19 protein-coding genes and 1 pseudogene are annotated in these 17,585 nt (G+C 61.6%); 11 read left to right on the top strand and 9 right to left on the bottom strand.

Annotated elements, in window-relative coordinates; all coding sequences use genetic code 11:
* The first annotated feature begins 67 nt into the window (after positions 1–67).
* A complete protein-coding gene (gene ftsZ / locus FHX10_RS03865; protein ID WP_017964879.1) occupies positions 68–1,087 on the top strand; it encodes a cell division protein FtsZ in 1,020 nt (339 codons plus the stop codon).
* 124 nt (positions 1,088–1,211) lie between these two features.
* Here ftsZ and FHX10_RS03860 read toward each other — a convergent pair whose 3' ends face one another.
* Positions 1,212–1,424 carry a hypothetical protein gene (locus tag FHX10_RS03860; RefSeq protein ID WP_047611710.1) on the bottom strand — a complete coding sequence of 71 codons (213 nt, stop codon included), beginning with the start codon at positions 1,422–1,424 and terminating at the stop codon, positions 1,212–1,214.
* 276 nt (positions 1,425–1,700) lie between these two features.
* On the opposite strand from FHX10_RS03860, the pseudogene FHX10_RS03855 reads away from it, so the two are divergent.
* Positions 1,701–1,835: pseudogene (locus FHX10_RS03855) on the top strand (cell division protein FtsZ); the annotation flags it as partial.
* Between the two features lie 212 nt (positions 1,836–2,047).
* Here FHX10_RS03855 and FHX10_RS03850 read toward each other — a convergent pair.
* The gene (locus tag FHX10_RS03850) at positions 2,048–3,589 is read right to left on the bottom strand and encodes an Ig-like domain-containing protein (protein WP_132572378.1); all 1,542 of its coding nucleotides are present in this window, start codon (positions 3,587–3,589) and stop codon (positions 2,048–2,050) included.
* On the opposite strand from FHX10_RS03850, the gene FHX10_RS03845 reads away from it, so the two are divergent.
* Entirely contained in the window at positions 3,588–3,791 is a 204-nt protein-coding gene (locus tag FHX10_RS03845; RefSeq protein ID WP_125853736.1) for a hypothetical protein, read from the top strand. The two genes, FHX10_RS03850 and FHX10_RS03845, sit on opposite strands and share 2 nt — an antisense overlap.
* 2 nt (positions 3,792–3,793) lie before the next feature.
* Here FHX10_RS03845 and FHX10_RS03840 read toward each other — a convergent pair whose 3' ends face one another.
* Entirely contained in the window at positions 3,794–4,618 is an 825-nt protein-coding gene (locus FHX10_RS03840) for a helix-turn-helix transcriptional regulator (RefSeq protein ID WP_028757274.1), read from the bottom strand.
* 91 nt (positions 4,619–4,709) lie between these two features.
* Here FHX10_RS03840 and FHX10_RS03835 point away from each other — a divergent pair, with 91 nt between their 5' ends.
* Positions 4,710–5,600, top strand: coding sequence for an SDR family oxidoreductase (locus FHX10_RS03835; RefSeq protein WP_063475174.1), 891 nt, complete (start codon positions 4,710–4,712; stop codon positions 5,598–5,600).
* A gap of 98 nt (positions 5,601–5,698) precedes the next feature.
* On the opposite strand, the gene FHX10_RS03830 is transcribed toward FHX10_RS03835, so the two are convergent.
* Positions 5,699–5,908 (bottom strand): hypothetical protein, encoded by a 210-nt coding sequence (locus FHX10_RS03830; protein ID WP_028757272.1) that lies wholly within the window; start codon positions 5,906–5,908, stop codon positions 5,699–5,701.
* A 1-nt stretch (position 5,909) separates the two neighbouring features.
* Complete coding sequence (locus FHX10_RS03825) at positions 5,910–6,110, bottom strand: hypothetical protein (RefSeq protein ID WP_028757271.1); 201 nt, start codon at positions 6,108–6,110, stop codon at positions 5,910–5,912.
* Between the two features lie 219 nt (positions 6,111–6,329).
* On the opposite strand from FHX10_RS03825, the gene FHX10_RS03820 reads away from it, so the two are divergent.
* Both FHX10_RS03820 and FHX10_RS03815 read left to right on the top strand, forming a co-directional pair.
* Positions 6,330–6,503, top strand: coding sequence for a hypothetical protein (locus FHX10_RS03820; RefSeq protein WP_088930348.1), 174 nt, complete (start codon positions 6,330–6,332; stop codon positions 6,501–6,503).
* A gap of 179 nt (positions 6,504–6,682) precedes the next feature.
* The gene (locus FHX10_RS03815) at positions 6,683–7,615 is read left to right on the top strand and encodes a hypothetical protein (protein WP_132572381.1); all 933 of its coding nucleotides are present in this window, start codon (positions 6,683–6,685) and stop codon (positions 7,613–7,615) included.
* Positions 7,616–7,662: 47 nt separating this feature from the next.
* Here FHX10_RS03815 and FHX10_RS03810 read toward each other — a convergent pair whose 3' ends face one another.
* From FHX10_RS03810 to FHX10_RS03795, 4 genes are all read right to left on the bottom strand, one after another.
* Positions 7,663–8,106, bottom strand: coding sequence for an SRPBCC family protein (locus FHX10_RS03810; protein WP_003560606.1), 444 nt, complete (start codon positions 8,104–8,106; stop codon positions 7,663–7,665).
* Positions 8,107–8,249: 143 nt separating this feature from the next.
* Complete coding sequence (locus FHX10_RS03805) at positions 8,250–8,663, bottom strand: GFA family protein (protein WP_028757269.1); 414 nt, start codon at positions 8,661–8,663, stop codon at positions 8,250–8,252.
* Between the two features lie 148 nt (positions 8,664–8,811).
* The gene (locus tag FHX10_RS03800; protein WP_183844641.1) at positions 8,812–9,504 is read right to left on the bottom strand and encodes a type 1 glutamine amidotransferase domain-containing protein; all 693 of its coding nucleotides are present in this window, start codon (positions 9,502–9,504) and stop codon (positions 8,812–8,814) included.
* A gap of 165 nt (positions 9,505–9,669) precedes the next feature.
* Positions 9,670–10,221, bottom strand: a complete 552-nt coding sequence (locus FHX10_RS03795; protein ID WP_063475176.1) for an alpha/beta hydrolase — start codon at positions 10,219–10,221, stop codon at positions 9,670–9,672.
* Between the two features lie 476 nt (positions 10,222–10,697).
* Between FHX10_RS03795 and FHX10_RS03790 the strand changes: the two genes are divergently transcribed.
* The 5 genes from FHX10_RS03790 to FHX10_RS03770 all read left to right on the top strand — a co-directional run bounded on the left by FHX10_RS03790 (position 10,698) and on the right by FHX10_RS03770 (position 17,571).
* The gene (locus FHX10_RS03790; RefSeq protein ID WP_063475177.1) at positions 10,698–11,282 is read left to right on the top strand and encodes a TetR/AcrR family transcriptional regulator; all 585 of its coding nucleotides are present in this window, start codon (positions 10,698–10,700) and stop codon (positions 11,280–11,282) included.
* A complete protein-coding gene (locus FHX10_RS03785; RefSeq protein ID WP_063475178.1) occupies positions 11,279–11,881 on the top strand; it encodes a 2-hydroxychromene-2-carboxylate isomerase in 603 nt (200 codons plus the stop codon). The genes FHX10_RS03790 and FHX10_RS03785 overlap by 4 nt, the downstream gene beginning before the upstream one ends.
* A gap of 157 nt (positions 11,882–12,038) precedes the next feature.
* On the top strand, positions 12,039–13,415 hold the full coding sequence (locus FHX10_RS03780; RefSeq protein ID WP_183844640.1) for an FAD-binding oxidoreductase: 1,377 nt from the start codon (positions 12,039–12,041) through the stop codon (positions 13,413–13,415).
* 47 nt (positions 13,416–13,462) lie between these two features.
* Entirely contained in the window at positions 13,463–15,784 is a 2,322-nt protein-coding gene (locus FHX10_RS03775) for a molybdopterin guanine dinucleotide-containing S/N-oxide reductase (RefSeq protein ID WP_028758198.1), read from the top strand.
* Between the two features lie 134 nt (positions 15,785–15,918).
* On the top strand, positions 15,919–17,571 hold the full coding sequence (locus FHX10_RS03770; RefSeq protein ID WP_183844639.1) for an ABC transporter substrate-binding protein: 1,653 nt from the start codon (positions 15,919–15,921) through the stop codon (positions 17,569–17,571).
* Positions 17,572–17,585 lie beyond the last annotated feature (14 nt).

Raw genomic sequence — 17,585 nt, 5'->3', positions numbered from 1 at the left:
ATCGTGAGGCACGATTCGCCGTCCGCAAACGAGGGTGGGCATGAACGAAACATCAAAGGAGAGCGCGATGTCGGACGCCAAGAGCGGCATTTCTGGACTACGGCCGCATATTACAGTCATCGGCGTCGGCGGCGGCGGTGGCAATGCGATCAACAATATGATCGCGGAAAAGCTGGCAGGTGTCGAATTCGTCGCCGCAAACACGGATGCCCAGGTGCTGGCCACCTCCAAGGCGACGCGCCGCATCCAGCTTGGCGCGAATGTGACGGAGGGTCTCGGCGCCGGTTCGCTGCCCGAGGTCGGCCATGCGGCTGCCGAAGAGTCGCTCGATGAGATCATGGATCACCTGGCCGGCTCGCACATGTGCTTCGTCACCGCCGGCATGGGCGGCGGCACCGGCACGGGTGCTGCACCCGTCATCGCCCGCGCTGCGCGTGCCGCCGGCATCCTGACGGTCGGCGTCGTCACCAAGCCCTTTACCTTCGAAGGCAACCGCCGCATGCGGATGGCGGAAATCGGCATCGAGGCGCTTCGCCAGGCGGCCGATACGGTCATCGTCATTCCCAATCAGAACCTCTTCCGCATCGCCGATGCGAAAACGACCTTCGCCGATGCCTTTATGACGGCCGACCGCGTGCTCTATGCGGGCGTTGGCTGCATTACCGATCTGATCGTCAAGGAAGGCCTGATCAACCTCGATTTTGCCGACGTGAAGTCGGTCATGTCAGGCATGGGCCGTGCGATGATGGGTACCGGCGAAGCCTCCGGTGAGAGCCGCGCGATGAAGGCGGCGGAAGCGGCAATTGCCAATCCGCTTCTCGACGATATCTCGATGCGGGGCGCCAGGGGCGTGCTGATCTCGATCTCCGGCGGTTCGGATATGACGCTGTTCGAAGTGGACGAGGCGGCAAGCCGCATTCGTGACGAAGTGCAGGAAGACGCCGATATCGTCGTCGGCGCGATCTTCGACCGCAGCCTCGACGGCAAGTTCCGCGTCTCAGTGGTGGCGACCGGCCTCGAAGGCAGCCCCCTGCCCGCATCCGCGCCTCACGCCGCCGAGCAGATCCAGACGCGCACGCTGCAGTAAGCGCAGCGGCGCGACATATCCGAGCACGACAGCCTGCCGCGTCCTTTCAGACGCGCGGCGCTGTCGCGCTTCAATGTCATGCGCTCCGGGGAAATCGCTGCGATCACCGATCGTTGATTCGCGATCACCTGTCGTTGATCGTGGGAAGGTGCGTTTCGACCTCTACGCGGCGCTTGTCATCCAGCGGCTCGATGTGCTCCTGCCAGAAGGCCTCGGCCTCCGGCGTGTCATCCTCCCAGTGGCGGATTTTAACGATATTGTCATCGATCTTGGCCAGCCGTTTGCCGCCAAGCCGCAGGTATTCGTCCGCCAGTTCTTTCGATCGGGTCGTTTGCATGTTGTATTCCTCCATAGGCGAACCGAAAGGCCGATCGTCATTACCGGGTTGGCCGGCAATCGGCATCCCCGTTATCGGCGCTTCCGCGCCTTCCAGTTAAACAGTACTGCGGGATCATGGTTCCAAATCATCGGCCGAAACCGGTCCACGCGGCCGGCTGAAGGCGTCGGCCGCCATCCATGTTCCGCACGCCCCGCCGCTCTTGCTGCCAGGACAGCCGGAGACGCCTCGTACTTGCTGGAAAGCGGCCTTGTCCGGAACGGCAAGACTGCATACGTCGGGGCGATTTCCGACCGCAGCCTCGACGGCAAGTTCCGCGTTTCAGTGGTAGCGACCGGCCTCGAAGGCAGCCCCCTGCCCGCATCCGCGCCTCACGCCGCCGAGCAGATCCAGACGCGCACGCTGCAGTAGCGTGGCTGCAATTCTATTGATTTGTGTTTACGAAGGCTCCGGCCGGTTAAACGCCCTGCCGTCAACAGAACGCGCGGGGCGGCGTCGGCATTCGAGCGGTAAGGCCCCATTAGAGCGCCGTGCGTCCTTTCGGACGCACAAGGGACGCTCTAACACTTTCAATCCTCGCATTGTGCTTTCCGAAAATCGATTCCGATTTTCGGGCCGATGCGCTAGGCGAACAGAACGTCCGAGATATTGTGCACCACGGCGATTTCGTCGGTCCCGGTGTTGGTGAGGTAGAGATTATCCGCCGCTGAGTCATAGACCACGTTGGTGATCAAGTCGTCTCCCGGTATGGCGATGTTGACGTCAACCGTTGTCTTGACCCCGGTTTCGAAGTCGAAGGCCGTGCCGATATGCTCGCTGCTGGAGGAATCGCCGAAGAAGAACGTGCCGTCGACGGCAAAGCCGTATCCGAGCCCGCCCGCCGCGAAGGTCTTGGATTCGATCGGGCTCAACGTTTCGGGGTCGATCTTCGAGACCTGCCAGGTGGAATCATTGATGCGGCCGACGACGTAAATGCCGGTCGAATCCTGCATCGTATTGACGGTCGTGAATCCACCCCAGTCGAACGTACCCGCGCCATTCTTGCCGATAAGGCCGGGAATCGAAGCACCCTTCTGATCGAGAGATCCGTCGGCGGCATCCCATTTTGCAAGATAGGTCTGATCGGGGAAAGGGTCCTCCTCGCTTCTCGCCTCGTTGGTTCTTCCGATGATCTCGCCTCCACGGACCGAAAAATAGGTTCCGCCGATGTCATATTCGCCCTTGTCATAGTCGCCGAGGGAGATGGCGCCGCTGGCGTTGCCGGCTTCAAATGCCGAGGCGTTGTCGTAAACGCTCACCATGGAATCATCCGGGAAACCGTGGCCGGAACTGACGTAATACTTGCCCGTTAGCGGATCGACCGCGACTCCCTGGAGTTCGTAATGATCCAGGAAGGGGCGCACCACATCCGCCTGGACCTCGACATGATTGGTGTTCAACGACTTCCCGTCCGTCGCGCCGTCGACGGTCAGGGTGATCACGCCGGCATCCGCGTGACCGGCGCCGTCGGAGACCTTGTAATATTGGAGTTTCTCCGTGACATGCTCGCCATCGTCGAGGCCCGCCTTGACGGCCGGATTGAGATCGTAGGTGAAGCTTCCATCGCCCGCGAAATGGAAGATACCGAATTCACCCGCCACGTCGGTCGTCTGCCCCTGCCCCTGACCGGCAGGAATGCTGGTGCCCTCGACCGAGCGCAGAAAGAGCGTGCCGGCCTCTCCCGCGTGATCATTGGCGAGCACGTTGCCGGCCATCTCGCTTCCTTCGCGGAAGGAAAAGGCGTCGTCGACCGCGACCGGCGGGCTCGTGACCCCGTGAATGTCGAGCGTGAAATGGCCGACATCGGTGTTGCCGGCACCGTCGGAGATCTTGTAGCCGATCGTCTCCGTCAGCGTCATTCCCTGGAGGAAACCCGCCTTGGCGGTCTCGTTCAGCGTATAGGTGTAAGAGCCGTCGGCCTTGACGTGGAACGTGCCGTATTCACCCTCGATATCGGTGACCTGCCCGTCCCTCTTGGCAAGAACTCTCTCGCCGTCGAAGAAGTTGAGAAACATGTTGCCGGAGCCCCCGGCCAGATCATTCTCCAGCAGATTGCCTGAGATCACGTCATTCTCGGAAGCGCTGCTGACATCGTCGACCGTCACAGGTTTTGCAAGCTCTGTCATGGATATCTCCTTCAAGACCCATTCGCCTTGGCCTATCGGAAAGAAAGCAGCAGAGACTGGGACGGTCAACGAATTTTCTAGCAAAGGTAGTATTTTAGATTTTCACAGCTTTGCCATGAATGCTTCGCTTTATGGGTTGCACACCAAACCACTAGGGACGACGGAAGATGCCGCGCCTAAAGGCGTCACGGAATTGCCCTAGCCTCACCCCACCAATCCCTTGATCTTCGCCGCATCCTCCGCCGTCGCCGGGTTGTACACGACCATGCTGAGATCCGGCCGCCCGTCCACCTGGAAGGCGGAATATTCGAAGGCGAGCGGGCCGAGGATGGGGTGGCGGATATGCTTGGCGCCCTCGCCGTGGCTGCGCACGTCGTTGTCGCGCCACATCGCCAGGAATTCGGGGCTCTTGCGGCAGAGTTCGTCGACGAGGGGCTCGACCTCGGCCGCGGCACCCGCGCGGGCCGCATCCACGCGGAAAGCGGCGACGACGAAGCGAGCGACACTTTCCCAGTCGTATTGAGCGGCGCGTACGCGCGGATCGAGGAAGATGAAGCGCAGCACGTTGCGCTCTTCCGGCGGCAGCGCGCCGTAATCGGTTAGAAGCACCGTCGCCGCCCTGTTCCAGGCAATCACGTCCCAGATGGCGTTGCGGATCAGCGCCGGGCTCGGGTCCAGCGCATCAAGCACGCCCTGCAACCTCGGCGTCACGCCCTCTTGTCTGTGGTAACGCACCTCGGGCGGTCGACCGAGGCCGATGAGGAAGAGATGCTCGCGCTCGACATCAGTCAGCATCAGCGCGCGAGAGATCCGGTCGAGCACGTCGGCAGACGGCGCCCCGCCACGCCCCTGCTCCAGCCAGGTGTACCAGGTCGGGCTGATATTGGCGCGGCTCGCGACCTCCTCGCGCCGCAGACCCGGCGTGCGCCGCCGCTCCCCCGCAAAGCCGAAGGCAGCGGGATCGAGCCTGACGCGGCGCCCCTTCAAATAGGCACCGAGCCGATTGTCCGAGGTGACGAATTCGCCCATCCTGTTAGCCTTTATACCATGATAATGTCACTACTTTACCATGATATAGGCAGGGCCGATATGTGTCTCCGGCAAAAACTGGAGATATCACATGCGCGTATTCGTCACTGGAGCCACCGGCTGGGTCGGCTCGGCCGTCGTCGATGAACTGATCGCCGCCGGCCACAAGGTGCTCGGCCTCACCCGCTCGGACAAGGGAGCGGATCAACTGGCCGCCGCCGGTGCCGAGGTCCATCGCGGCACGCTCGACGACCTGGACAGCCTGAAGAGCGGCGCGGCAGAGGTGGATGGCGTCGTCCACACGGCCTTCAATCATGATTTCTCGAAATTTGCCGAGAACTGCGCCGCCGACCGGCGCGCCATCGAGGCGCTGGGCGAAGCCCTCCAAGGTTCCGGCCGGCCGCTGCTGGTGACGGCGGGCCTCGGCCATGCGCCGGGGCGCACCGGCACCGAGAAGGACCCGCCCATGCCAACGTCGCAGACCTACCCTCGCGCCTCCGAAATCACCGCGATATCGCTTGTCGCGCGTGGCGTGCGGGCCGCCACCGTCCGGCTGCCGCCGTCAGTACATGGCCATGGCGATCATGGTTTCGTGCCGATCCTGATCGATTTGGCCCGGCGGACGGGAGTCTCGGCCTATATCGGCGAAGGGCAGAACCGCTGGCCCGCCGTGCACCGGCTCGATGCCGCCCGGCTCTATCGGCTGGCGCTGGAGCGCGGCGCTGTCGGTGGCCCGTTCCTGTCAGTCGCAGAAGAGGGAGTTCCCTTCAGGCAGATTGCCGAGGTCATCGGCCGGCGGCTCGATGTGCCCGCTGTCTCGCTCTCACGGGAAGAAGCGGCCGAGCATTTTGGCTGGTTTGGCATGTTCGCCGGCTTCGACGTCCCGACATCGAGCGAGCATACCCGCGCGCTGCTCAGCTGGGAGCCAAAGCAGCCCGGCCTCCTCGCCGATATCGACCATCCGGCCTATTTCGGTGGGTAGGAACAGTGTCCACATATGAAACTGGAGCATTTCCCTGACTGGAGAAAACGGAAATGCCTCGCGGCTTGGCTCGTGAGGAGAAGCAGCGACAGCCGGAGCTAGTGCGACCGGCTCTCGTTCCTAGCGGCCGGATCGTAGTTGATATCCCAATCCTTCCCGGACTTCTTCTTGCCGGGCGGGTTCTTGTTCACCGTGGCATCTTCCGAGCCGGTGATCACGGTCGGTTTGGCGCTGGCCACACCGCTGCTTTTCCGGTCGGCCTGGGATCTGGCGAACTGGCCGGCTGCGTCTTTTTTGGGATCAGCCATGTCATTGGCCCTTCTGCTTCAGCGCATCGCTGAGAGTCTTCGTCTCGGGATCGCGGTTGTTTTCGCCATGCGCGTCGCGATCGCGATCCGGATCGTCCTTGGCCTTCATGTAGCCGCGAGGTTTATTTCCCTTCGGCCCTTCCCAGCGGGGAGACTGATCGGTGGTGCCGGGGGCGCCGTCTTTCGGTGTCGTCATGCCCATCTTCGTTTCTCCTTGTTGAACAGGGGAAACCGAAAAGATCAGGAAGTGTTCCCGCGGGAATTCTTCCCCGGTGAGCCGCCCTGTCGTTCGAAAGCAAGCTTGGCGCAGCAGAGGTGAGCAGGCCCAACCCGCTACCCGGCCCCGCCCTCCGCAAAAAATATGGAACCGTGTTGTCCGCCATTGGTTGACCAGAGGTCTACCTCAAACATGGAGCCGAAAATGAGCAAGACCAACGTTCGTGAACTCCAGAAACGCGCCGAACGGCAGGTAAAGAACACCAGCGCCGGCGGCCATCTCGGCGGCACATATTTCGGGCAGCAACCGGATGGAAAGACCGCCTCGTCGACCAGCAACGACAGCGCCAAGGCGCGGCCGAACGACGGAAGCAAATAGGCGCCGCGGACCCTACCTCACCCAGTAAAAGAATTTCTCCTGCGCCCAGGGACCTGGGCGCCTCCTCTGCTCGCGCCACTCCACCTCGCTATTGATCGGCGACGCCTCCGCTCTAGCTTCTGCTCGCGGGCAGAGCGGCCGCGAGGGATACAATCTTTGGGCGAAGGCTGAGGGGCGACGTGGCATCCTATTCGATTGACGATGCGATCCGGGAACTTGCGCCGGCTCTCGGCAAGGCGCCGGCGGGCGCGGTCAGTGGCGAATGGACTGCCACCACGATGCAGGCGGGGCACTCGTCCCGGACGGGCGGTTACCGCGATGCCGAAGGAAACTATGTCCCGGAGGCCTCCAGGCATCCGCTCGATATCATCTCCGAAGTCGTCGAAAAGCTCGGTGCATCAGGGGTGCCTCGCTTCAACAAGGTGCTAATACGCTGGAAGAAGCCGAAGTTTCCCTTCATGCGGGGAGAGATCACGCTCCAAACCAGTTATGATGGGACGATCGTGCCGCGCGCCCCCGACGACCCGATCTACGAAACCGCAGCCGCTGCGCGGCGCGTCTTCTGGCAGAGCCGCGGTACAGTGCTTCAGAACTTTGCGGCCGAGCGCGGAACGGCCAACATTCACGCCCAGACGAAATGGTTCGGCCCGCATCGCCGCATCCTCGCCGTCCAGGCGCCGGAAAGGCTGACGCTTGCCACCGACGGGCTGTCGACCCCTTGGGCCGGCATATCCGAGCCGGAGAACGGCGTGGAATGCGAACTCTTCATGGAATTCGGCCCCGCGACCCTGAATGCGGAGGGGATCAAAAACTGGGCAAACCTGCTGATCAACATCGGCGACCTCGTGGCAGACGGCTATCGCGTCGCCCGCGATGTCGAGAAACACGGCGCCATCCTGTTCTGCCGGCTGACCGAGGATTATAGCCCGATGAGCCGGATCATGCTGAGCCAGGCCCCCGGGCGGATCGACGGCCTGCCTTTCGGCTCCGTGCCGCTGATCCGGGCAACGCCGATCGCCGAAGCCGAGATCGAAGGGCAGGATCTTTCCGACGACTGGGGCGCTGCGGCCGCCCGCAACGCGCTCGCGAAACGCGGCATCGGCAGTCATTGATGTCGGCTGGTGCCGGGCGGTTGCCGCCCGGCCAGCGCGATCTTGGACTATTCCTGGATGTCGGGCTCGACGACCCTGGCGAGGTTTCGCAGCGACTCCTGCCAGCCGAGATAACAAGCCTCGGGCGGAATGACGTCAGGCACGCCGGCCTGCACGATGTCCACCTCGGTGCCGACCGAGACCTTTTTCAGTGTCACGGTGACTTCCATTTCGCCGGGCAGGTTGGGGTCGTCGAACCTGTCGGTGTAACGCAGGCGTTCACCTGGGACGAGCTCCAGATATTCGCCGCCGAAGGCGTGGCTGTTGCCCGTCGTGAAGTTACGGAAAGACATTCTGAACGTGCCGCCGACAACCGGCTCCGAATGATGCACGGTGCAGAGGAAGCCGTTCGGCGGAAGCCACTTGGCAAGCGCGTCCGCCTCCAGGAATGCGCGGTAGACTTTCTCCGGGCTGGTCGCCAGAACGCGGTGCAGGCGTATGGTACTCGGCATGGTCGTGATCCTTTTTGAATGGACGGAATGGACGAACCTAGGACGGGCGTGGGCTGACCGATCCGACACCGAATGGAACTTTTCTTCAAGAAAAATTGCTCAAAGCATATCGCGCAAAACTGTGCAGCGGTTTGCGTCGCGGCTCAGCCGGGCATGCCGTCGAACTGCGGAAGATCGAGCGGCCTTGCCCAGGCGAGCCGCCGCTTGGTGAACATTTCGACTCCCGGCTTGATGAGCTCGGGCTGATCCAGACTGCCGAGCGTCACGAAGACGAGGCCAGGAAAGCTCTCCAGGTTGCTGCTGAACAATCTGGCGCCGCAATCCGGGCAAAAATTGCGGTCGAGCCCTTTGCCTGAATTGGCGACATAGTGAAACGCCTTCGGGCTACCGCTGATCACGTTGAAATCATCCTGCGGTACGGCGAAGAACGTGGCGGCCTCGCCGCCCGTTGCCCTCTTGCAGTCCAGGCAATGGCAGTTGGCGACAAAGTTCGGGTCGGTGTCGAAGGCAAATCTCACCGCGCCGCAAGCGCATTGTCCCGTATATTTCCCCGTCATGTCAGGCGCCTTTCATCCGTGTTTGAACGTTGGCTCGCCGCCGCCGTGCTGCAGACGTCGTCGAGACGCACCTGCGGCCGGCGTCGGCACAAGCCGAATGAGGAGATCTCGACCTCCAGGGCAGCCGTCGTGCCCAGGGCTTAAGCCCTTAAGCCGCGTCCTGCTTTCTCAAGGCCTCAAGAAGCCTCCGGGCGCCCTGTTTTGACGAAGCCGGGTTTTGACCGGTGATCAGCAGGCCGTCCTGGACGACATGCACGCCCCAATCCGCCGTCTTCGAAAACTTTGCGCCCTGCTCCCTCAATACATCCTCGAGCAGGTAGGGAACGACCTCGACCAGGTGCATCGCCTCTTCTTCGGAATCGGTGAAACCCGTGACCGTCCGGCCCTTGGCGATGGGCTTTCCATCCGGCGCCTTCACATTCGTCAGGATACCTGGTGCGTGGCAAACGAGCGCCACGGGTTTTCCCGCCGCGAGCATATCCTCGATGAGCGACAGAGCGTTGCGGTCGTTCGTCAGATCCCAAAGCGGACCGTGCCCGCCGGGGAAGAACACGCTGTCATAGTCCGCCTGGTTGATGTCGGACAATCTCAAGGTGTTGGCGAGCGCAGCCGTTGCCGCCTGGTCGCGCTCGAACCGCCGCGTGTCTTCCGTCTGGAAGGACGGCTCGTTGCTCTTCGGATCGAGTGGAGGCTGGCCGCCCTTCGGCGAAGCGAGCGTGATGTCGGCTCCGGCGCCACGGAAAACAAAGTAAGGGGCGGCGAGCTCCTCGAGCCAGAAGCCCGTCTTCCTGCCGGTGTTTCCCAGTTGATCATGCGATGTGAGAACCATGAGAATTTTCATTGCTCAGCTCCTTCAAAGCCGGCCGGCGGACAACGCCGTCGGCGCCCGGTTTTACGGTGAATACTGCCTGCAGATCTCATGCTGAAACGGGAGAGGACATAGAGCGGCTGCGCTGGGAAACAAGCTTTCCCGCGTGGTGTTTGCTAGAATTGTCTGAGCAGAAGCCTAACCCAACGAACGGATGTCCCAGGCGACCTCGCTCATGTCATCATTGAACTGGTGATCCCTGCCCTCGAGCGTGCGCACCACGGCGTGCGGAATCGCTTTCGCGTAGAAATGGACGTGAGCCGTCGGCACCTCGTCGTCATCAATCCCATGATAGAGATGGACGGGAAGGCCGGGCGGAAGGGACCCCGAGAAATCCTCGGCACCGCCGATGTCATCGCTCGGCCATCCGCCTTCGCCGATGAAGGGTGCGGCGATGAGAAATAGCCCGCCCAACCTCGGTGTCGGCGGCTGCTCGGCAAGCGCATGCATCAAGATGGTGCCGCCGAACGAATGGCCCACGAGCATTGCGCCATCTTCCAACAAGGCGAATTCCCTCATCAGCGCAGACTTCCACACAGAGAAGCTGGGATTGTCTTCGCCGGGCATTCGGGGATAGCGGACAACATAATTTCCACCGAGCTCGCGCTCGAGGCTCGCCACGAGCTTGTTGTCCCAGTGGTCATGAACGCCTTCGCCGGCGCCTTGGACAAAGAGAACCTGTTTGATCATCCCGTCAGCCTATTCCCCATAGCAGAGGCAGACAAGATTGCAGCCGCGGCCACGCCCAAACTGTCCGACCTGAGAGATAGATGGACACATGAGGTTACCACCTATCGCCACGAAAAAGTCAGCTGTCTGCGAGAGCCGTGGACGAAACATTTTCCACAAATTCAGTAGAAAAAGAACGACCTGTCTTTCTCATAATCTCTCAATCCTCTAGCTTCCACATTGCAAATCCAGCGGAATCATCTGTCGACGGTCGATGGGGAGTCACGCTTGAAAGGAAGACGAAAAACAAAAATGGCTTGCGCCTTAGGAGTCTACCGGTCGGACGCAGCATGGCCAAGCCTTCGCCCCCTGGGTTTCTGGTCCGCTCGACACCACCGATCGCGAAACAATGCAGCCAACCTCGGCAGAACCCTTGCAATGACCTGATGATATGGGCTTGCTGATCCCATGATACATTCCCAACCCGAAGCGATCCAATGAAAGAGCCTATATCAGATCAGATCCTTACCGCCGCCAGCGCGCTTTTTTATAGCGAAGGTATTCGCGCCGTCGGCATAGATCGAATCATCGAAGAAGCAAACGTTGCCAAGGCGACCCTCTATCGACACTTCCCATCCAAGGACCACCTCGTGGCAGCCTATCTCCAGGATCGCCACGACCGCGTCATTCGTTCGCTACAGGAGGTTTTGGATGCGGCAAGCATGCCGAGGGATCAGATCAAACTGATTTTCGAGCGCTTGTACGAAAAGGCCGACAGCCCGGAGTTTCGGGGCTGCGCCTTTGCACTTGCCGTCGCCGAGCACGGCGATTCAGAACGTGTCCTCACCGTCGCGCGAACGCACAAGAAGGTCGTGAGGGACATATTTCGCACCATCCTGTCGAGGGCCGATGTCAAGCCCGACCAGGCGGCTGCTCACCTTTCCCTTCTCTATGAAGGCGCCCTTGCCACGGTGGCGGTCGGACGCGATCCCCAGGCCGTTCTCGTCGCCCGGGACTGCGCGCTATCGGTATTCGACGCGGCAATCTACTCGACCACATCTCTTGAGAAGAACGGAACATGACAAAGACCATCGATTACTTCTTCGGCATTGGCTCTCCCTGGGCTTTTATCGGCCTCGAGCCATTTGCGGCGCTCGCCTCCGAGCATGGGGCATCGATCCGCCCCTATGTGATCCCGTTGATCGAGGACAATGGCGCGATCTATTCCCGCAACCGGCCGGAAGCGCGCCGCGCCTATTGGGTCAAGGACCTGAAACGTTGGGCCGCGCTGCGGGGTAAAACGCTGAACTTCGAAAACCGCGCCGCCCTTTCTGACCCGACCCCCGCCGGTTTCATGGTCATTGCCGCCATCGATGCGGGGCAAGACTGGCTCAGACTGACAAAGGCGCTTCAGGAGGCCTTCTGGACATGTGGCGAGGACATCGGCCGAGCCGAGGTTCGTCGCGCAATTGCGGATAAGGCAGGGTTCGACGGTGCAGTTCTGGAGCAGCGCGCTCAGGCCGAGGACGTGCAGGCGATCTGGAAATCGAACGCCGAGACCGCCAAGGCTGCCGGTGTCTTCGGGCTTCCAACCTTCCGATACGAAGACGAGTTGTACTGGGGACAGGACAGCCTGCCATTCCTCGAGCGCCATCTCAACGGCGACAAGATCGCCGCCTGATGGATCATCGAGCAGGCCGGCGCCAACAGCATCGGCCCGTTCGTCCCCCGCCAGAGCATCATCCGGAGCACTCCATGTCCATCACCCCCACCGAATGGCTGGCGGCGCATCCGGATAACCCTAGCCGCGTCATTCCTGAAGAGCGTCGAGGCGGCAAATGAGTGTTCTTTCTCCCGCTCTTTCGCAAACGCTTCGCATCCGTTTCGGCGATCGCTTCTCCATCTCGCAGGCCTTGCGCGAACAGCACGGCCGCGGTGAATCCTACCACACGCCCGCCATCCCGGATGCTGTCGTGTTTGCGGAAAGCACCGAGGACGTGGCCGAGATCGTCCGGCTCTGCGCGGCTGAAGATGTGCCGGTGATCGCGTTTGGCGCAGGCACCTCGCTCGAAGGCCATCTGACGGCGGTGCGCGGCGGTGTCTCGATCGATCTTTCACGCATGTCGCAGATCGTCCGCGTCAGCGCCGAGGACCTCGATTGCACCGTCGAGGCCGGTGTGAGCCGCGAGCAATTGAACACGCATCTGCGCGATATGGGCCTGTTTTTCCCGATCGATCCCGGCGCCAACGCCTCGATCGGCGGCATGGCCTCGACGCGGGCATCGGGGACGAACGCCGTGCGCTACGGCACCATGCGCGAAAACGTCCTGTCACTGACCGTCGTGCTGCCGAGCGGCCAGGTCATCCGCACCGGCGGCCGGGCGCGCAAGTCGTCAGCCGGCTACGATCTGACCCGACTGTTCGTCGGTTCCGAGGGTACGCTCGGCATCATTACCGAGGTGACGCTCAGGCTCTACGGCATCCCGGAGACGATTTCCGCAGCGCTCTGCTCGTTCGAAAGCGTCGAGCAGGCGGTCAATGCGGCGATTGCGGTCGTGCAGCTCGGCATTCCGGTTGTCCGCATGGAGTTGATGGACCGCGGCCTGATCGCGGCCGTCAACGCCTATTCCAATCTGTCGCTGAAGATCGAGGACACGCTCGCCTTCGAATTTCATGGCTTTCCGGCTGGGGTTCAGGAGCAGGTCGAAATGGTCAAGGCGATCGTCGAGGAGAATGGCGGCAAGGATTTCGAATGGGCAAACGCACCTGAAGAGCGCAACCGGCTGTGGAAGGCGCGTCACAACGCGTTCTACGCGGTCGTCTCCCAGCGGCCGCATGCCAAAGGCTGGTCATCCGACGTCTGCGTCCCTGTCTCACAGCTCAGCAGCTGCATCCTCAAGACGCGTGATCTTCTGCGCGGCTGCAGCGTTCCCGCCGCCATTCTCGGCCATGTCGGCGACGGCAATTATCACGTCGTCTTCGCTGTCGACCCGGGAAATCAGGCGGAACTCAATGAGGTTGCAGCCATCAACAAGAAGATGGTGCAACATGCAATCTCGGTGGGCGGCACCTCTACCGGCGAACACGGCGTCGGTACCGGCAAGATTGGCTATCTGCGCGGGGAACATGGCGATGCCGTCGATCTCATGGCCGTCATCAAGCATGCCATCGATCCGACAGGCATCATGAACCCAGGCAAAGTCTTGCCCGGATAGACGTCCGCAGTCCGTTGATAAACCCTTGTTTGCCTGGAGCTTTACAAATGAGTTCGTTTCAGCCCCATAGCTCCCACTGGGGCGCCTTTTCCGGCCGCTACGAAGATGGAAAGCTTGAAATCCGTCCCCATCCGGCCGACCCGCATCCATCGCCCCTGCTGGGCAATCTCGCCGCGATCGCCCATAGTCCGGCGCGCATCAGACGTCCGGCTGTCCGGCGCGGCTGGCTCGAAGGCAGCACCGGCAACGCGCAAAATCGCGGGGCAGACGATTATGTCGAAGTCAGCTGGCCGCAGGCGCTGGACCTCGTTTCGAAGGAGCTTCAGCGCGTTTACGCGGACTTCGGCCCGCGAGCCGTCTTCGGCGGGTCCTATGGTTGGTCGAGCGCCGGACGCTTCCATCATGCGCAGAGCCAGATCCATCGGTTTCTGAATGTGCTGGGCGGATATATCAGATCCGTCAACACCTACAGCTCGGGTGCGGCCATGGTCATCATCCCGCATGTCTTGGGACCCTACGACCATTTCGAGCGCAAGAGCGTCACCTGGGATGCCATCGAGCGGAGCAGCGAACTGGTCGTCGCCTTCGGCGGAATGGCGATCAAGAACACGGATGTGCATGGCGGCGGCATCAGTGCACATATCGTGCCCCGGACGCTGAATGGCGCGCACGCGCGCGGTGCGCGTTTTGTCCTCGTCAGCCCGTTGAAAGACGATTTTCCTGCTGACGTGAACGCCGAATGGCTGCCCATCTTGCCCGGCACCGACATAGCGCTGATGCTCGGCCTCGCGCATGTGCTTGCCAGCGAGGGATTGCACGACCGCCAATTTCTCGACCGCTATACGGTCGGCTACGAGCGCTTCGAAGACTACCTGCTTGGCCGGACCGATGGTGTCGAAAAGAGCCCGGAATGGGCGTCCCATATCTGCGGCATCGGCAAAGACACCATCAGGAAGCTCGCGCTTTCCATGGCGCGCGCCAGAACGCTGATCACCGTCAGCCATTCCCTGCAGCGTGCCGAGCATGGCGAGCAGCCGGTCTGGATGGGCATCGTGCTCGCCGCAATGCTCGGGCAGATCGGACTGGATGGCGGCGGCTATTCCTATTCGCTTGGCGCATTGGGCAATATCGGCAAACACCAGCTTGCCGTCCCACTGCCCACGCTCAGTCAATTCAAGAACGCCGTGCCGGATTTCATTCCCGTCGCGCGCATCGCCGACATGCTCCTCAATCCGGGCAGCGCGTTCAACTATAATGGTCAGGCGATGCGTTATCCCGACATCCGCCTCGTCTATTGGGCGGGCGGCAACCCATTCCATCACCATCAGGATCTCAACAGGCTGCGGGCGGCGTTCAGGAGGCCGGAAACCATCATCGTGCATGAGACGGCCTGGACGTCGTCGGCCCGTCATGCCGACATCGTGCTGCCGGCGACCACCACGCTCGAGCGGGACGACATCGGCGCGGCGGACCGCGATCCGCTGATGATCGCCATGAAAAAGTTGATCGAGCCGGTCGGCGAAGCGCGGGACGACTATGACATCTTTTCCGAGATAGCCCGCCGCCTCGGCAGAGCCGAAGAGTTCACCGAAAACCGCACCAGCAAGGAATGGCTCGCCTTTCTTTTCGAGACGACGCAAAAGGCGCTTGCTACCGCCGGACACGAAGCTCCCGACCTCGAGACGTTCTGGGAACGCGGAGAGATGCGCCTGCCGCTGAAGCCTGACGACGGCGGACCGGCGCGCGCCTTTCGCGATGATCCGTCCGGATCTCCGCTGCAGACGCCATCCGGAAAGATCGAGATCTTTTCCGAGACGATCGAGAGCTTCGGTTACGACGATTGCCGCGGCCATCCGCGATGGTATCCGGCCAAGCCGCAGTTAGAGGGCAATGCAAGCAGCTACCCGCTCCATCTGGTCTGCAATCAGCCGCATCAACGGCTGCACAGCCAGTTGGACTATGGCGATTTCAGCCGTTCCACCAAGATCAAGGGCCGGGAACCGGTCCGCATCAACCCGGCCGACGCGGCCGAGCGCGGCATCGCCGATGGCGACATTCTGAGGCTGTTCAACGCCCGCGGCAGCTGCCTTGCGGCGGCGGTGATAAGCGAGGACGTGAGACAGGGCGTGATGCAGCTTGCGACGGGTGCGTGGTTCGAACCGAACGACCCGACCGCCGAGAAATCCATGTGCATCCACGGCAACCCGAATATCCTCACCCGCGACGTCGGAACCTCGCAATTGGCCCAGGGCTCGACCGGACAGCTTACCAGGGTGGAGGCGGAGCGGTTCGCCGGCGAACTGCCGCCGGTGCGGATCTTCGAGGGAATGAAGTTCGCAGACATATCGCGACAAGCCCGGAAAAGCTGATCCACACACACGCAGAAACCGAACAAAATAATCCATAAATTTAGTAGAAAAAGAACAACTGGTCTTTCTCCCTCCTGTTGCCCTGCTTAGGCTATGCGTCGTGATCTCCTTGGCAAACAATACAGGACCGCATTATGATCGAACGCTTTTCCCCGTTCTCCCTTCCCCGGCGTCGTCTGCTGATCGCCACGTCTGCACTGGCAATCGCCGCCTTGGTGGTAACGGCGGAGTTCAATCCGGCTCTGAGTGCCGATAGCCCTCACAACGGCGGTGACATCACCTTCCTCATCGACTCGTTGGGCGATACCTGGATCCCGAACAACAGCGCCATCTCCAGTTTCCAAGGCCACATCTGGGGCCATGTGACCGATAAGCTCCTTTACGTCGACGCTGACGGCAAGGTCAGCCCCTGGATTGCCGAGCGCTGGGAACAGAACGACAAGGCCACCGAGTTCACGCTGCACCTGAAGAGCGGCGTAACCTTCTCCGACGGCACCCCGCTCGACGCATCCGCCGTCGTCGCCAACCTCGACATCTGGTACGCCGGCCGCAAGAGCGAGGGCATCAACCCGATCGGTCTCTTCCCGAAGACTTACGACCACGCCGAGGCAGTGGACGCGGCTACCGTGAAGGTCTTCTTCAAGGCGCCGACACTCGGCTTCATCCCGACCCTCGGCTACCACGGCTCGATCCTGATCTCCCCCAAGACCCTCGCGCAGCCTGCCGCCCAGCAGGCCGACCTCAGCAAGACCGCCGGCAGCGGCCCCTATGTGGTCGATTCCTGGAAGGAAGGCGACTTCGTCAAGCTGGTCAAGCGCAAGGACTACAATTGGGGTCCCGCCGCGGTCGGCCATACCGGCCCGGCCTATCTCGACACGATCACCTACAAGCTGGTGTCCGAGCCGTCGCTGCGCGTTGCCGCTGTTCAGTCCGGTCAGGCCGACGTCGCCTACAACGCCTCGCCGCAGGAGCTGGAATCTCTCAAGACAGAGGGCTTCACCACCGCGACACCACGTTATCTCGGCTTCGTGAACGGCTGGGCTGTCAACACCAAGCTTGCGCCATACGATGACGTGAAAGTACGCCAGGCCCTCCAGGCCGGCATCAATCGCCAGGAGATCATCGACACCGTCTATACGTCAGACTGGAAACTGGCGACCTCCTTCATCCAGAGCAACGTGCCGGGAGCGACCGACCAAAGCGCCCTGCTGGTCTACAACCCCGAAAAGGCCGAGAAGCTCCTGGACGAAGCGGGTTGGACAAAGGGCGCGGACGGCATCCGCACCAAGAACGGCCAGCCGCTGGTGCTGACGCTGCATTCCAACCCCTACCTCGCAACCTCGAAATCAGTCGATGAGCTTATCTCCCAGCAGCTCGGCAAAATCGGCTGGAAAGTCGCCATCCGTTCCTACGATGTCGTCACCTACGGCCAAAAGGTCAAATACGGCAGCCCGGCCGTGCCGGCCTATGAGGTGACCCGCAGCTTCATCGACGCCGGCACCGTCGCCAGTATCCTGACAAATGCCAACAACGGCGAGAACTGGTTCGCCCTCGACGAGAGCGACAAGACGCTCAACGAACTCCGGGACAAGATCGCCAGCGCCGGTTCCATCGAAAGCCGCAAACCGCTCCTCGACGAACTGCAGAAATACATCCTCGATCAGGGTTACTTCATCCCGCGCACACAGATCGTCCAGCGGATCTACGTGCAGTCTCCGAAGCTCAAGGGCGAAGTCTACAACGGCGTCGCCTATGCCAGCTACTACACGGCCACGAAAAGCGAATAATCCGCAATTCAACC

Origin of the sequence: Rhizobium sp. BK591 (genome assembly GCF_014195045.1) — a bacterium.
Classification (GTDB): domain Bacteria; phylum Pseudomonadota; class Alphaproteobacteria; order Rhizobiales; family Rhizobiaceae; genus Rhizobium; species Rhizobium anhuiense.
Note: the sequence above shows the minus strand (reverse complement) of the source record. Positions and strands in the feature narration are given on the sequence as shown.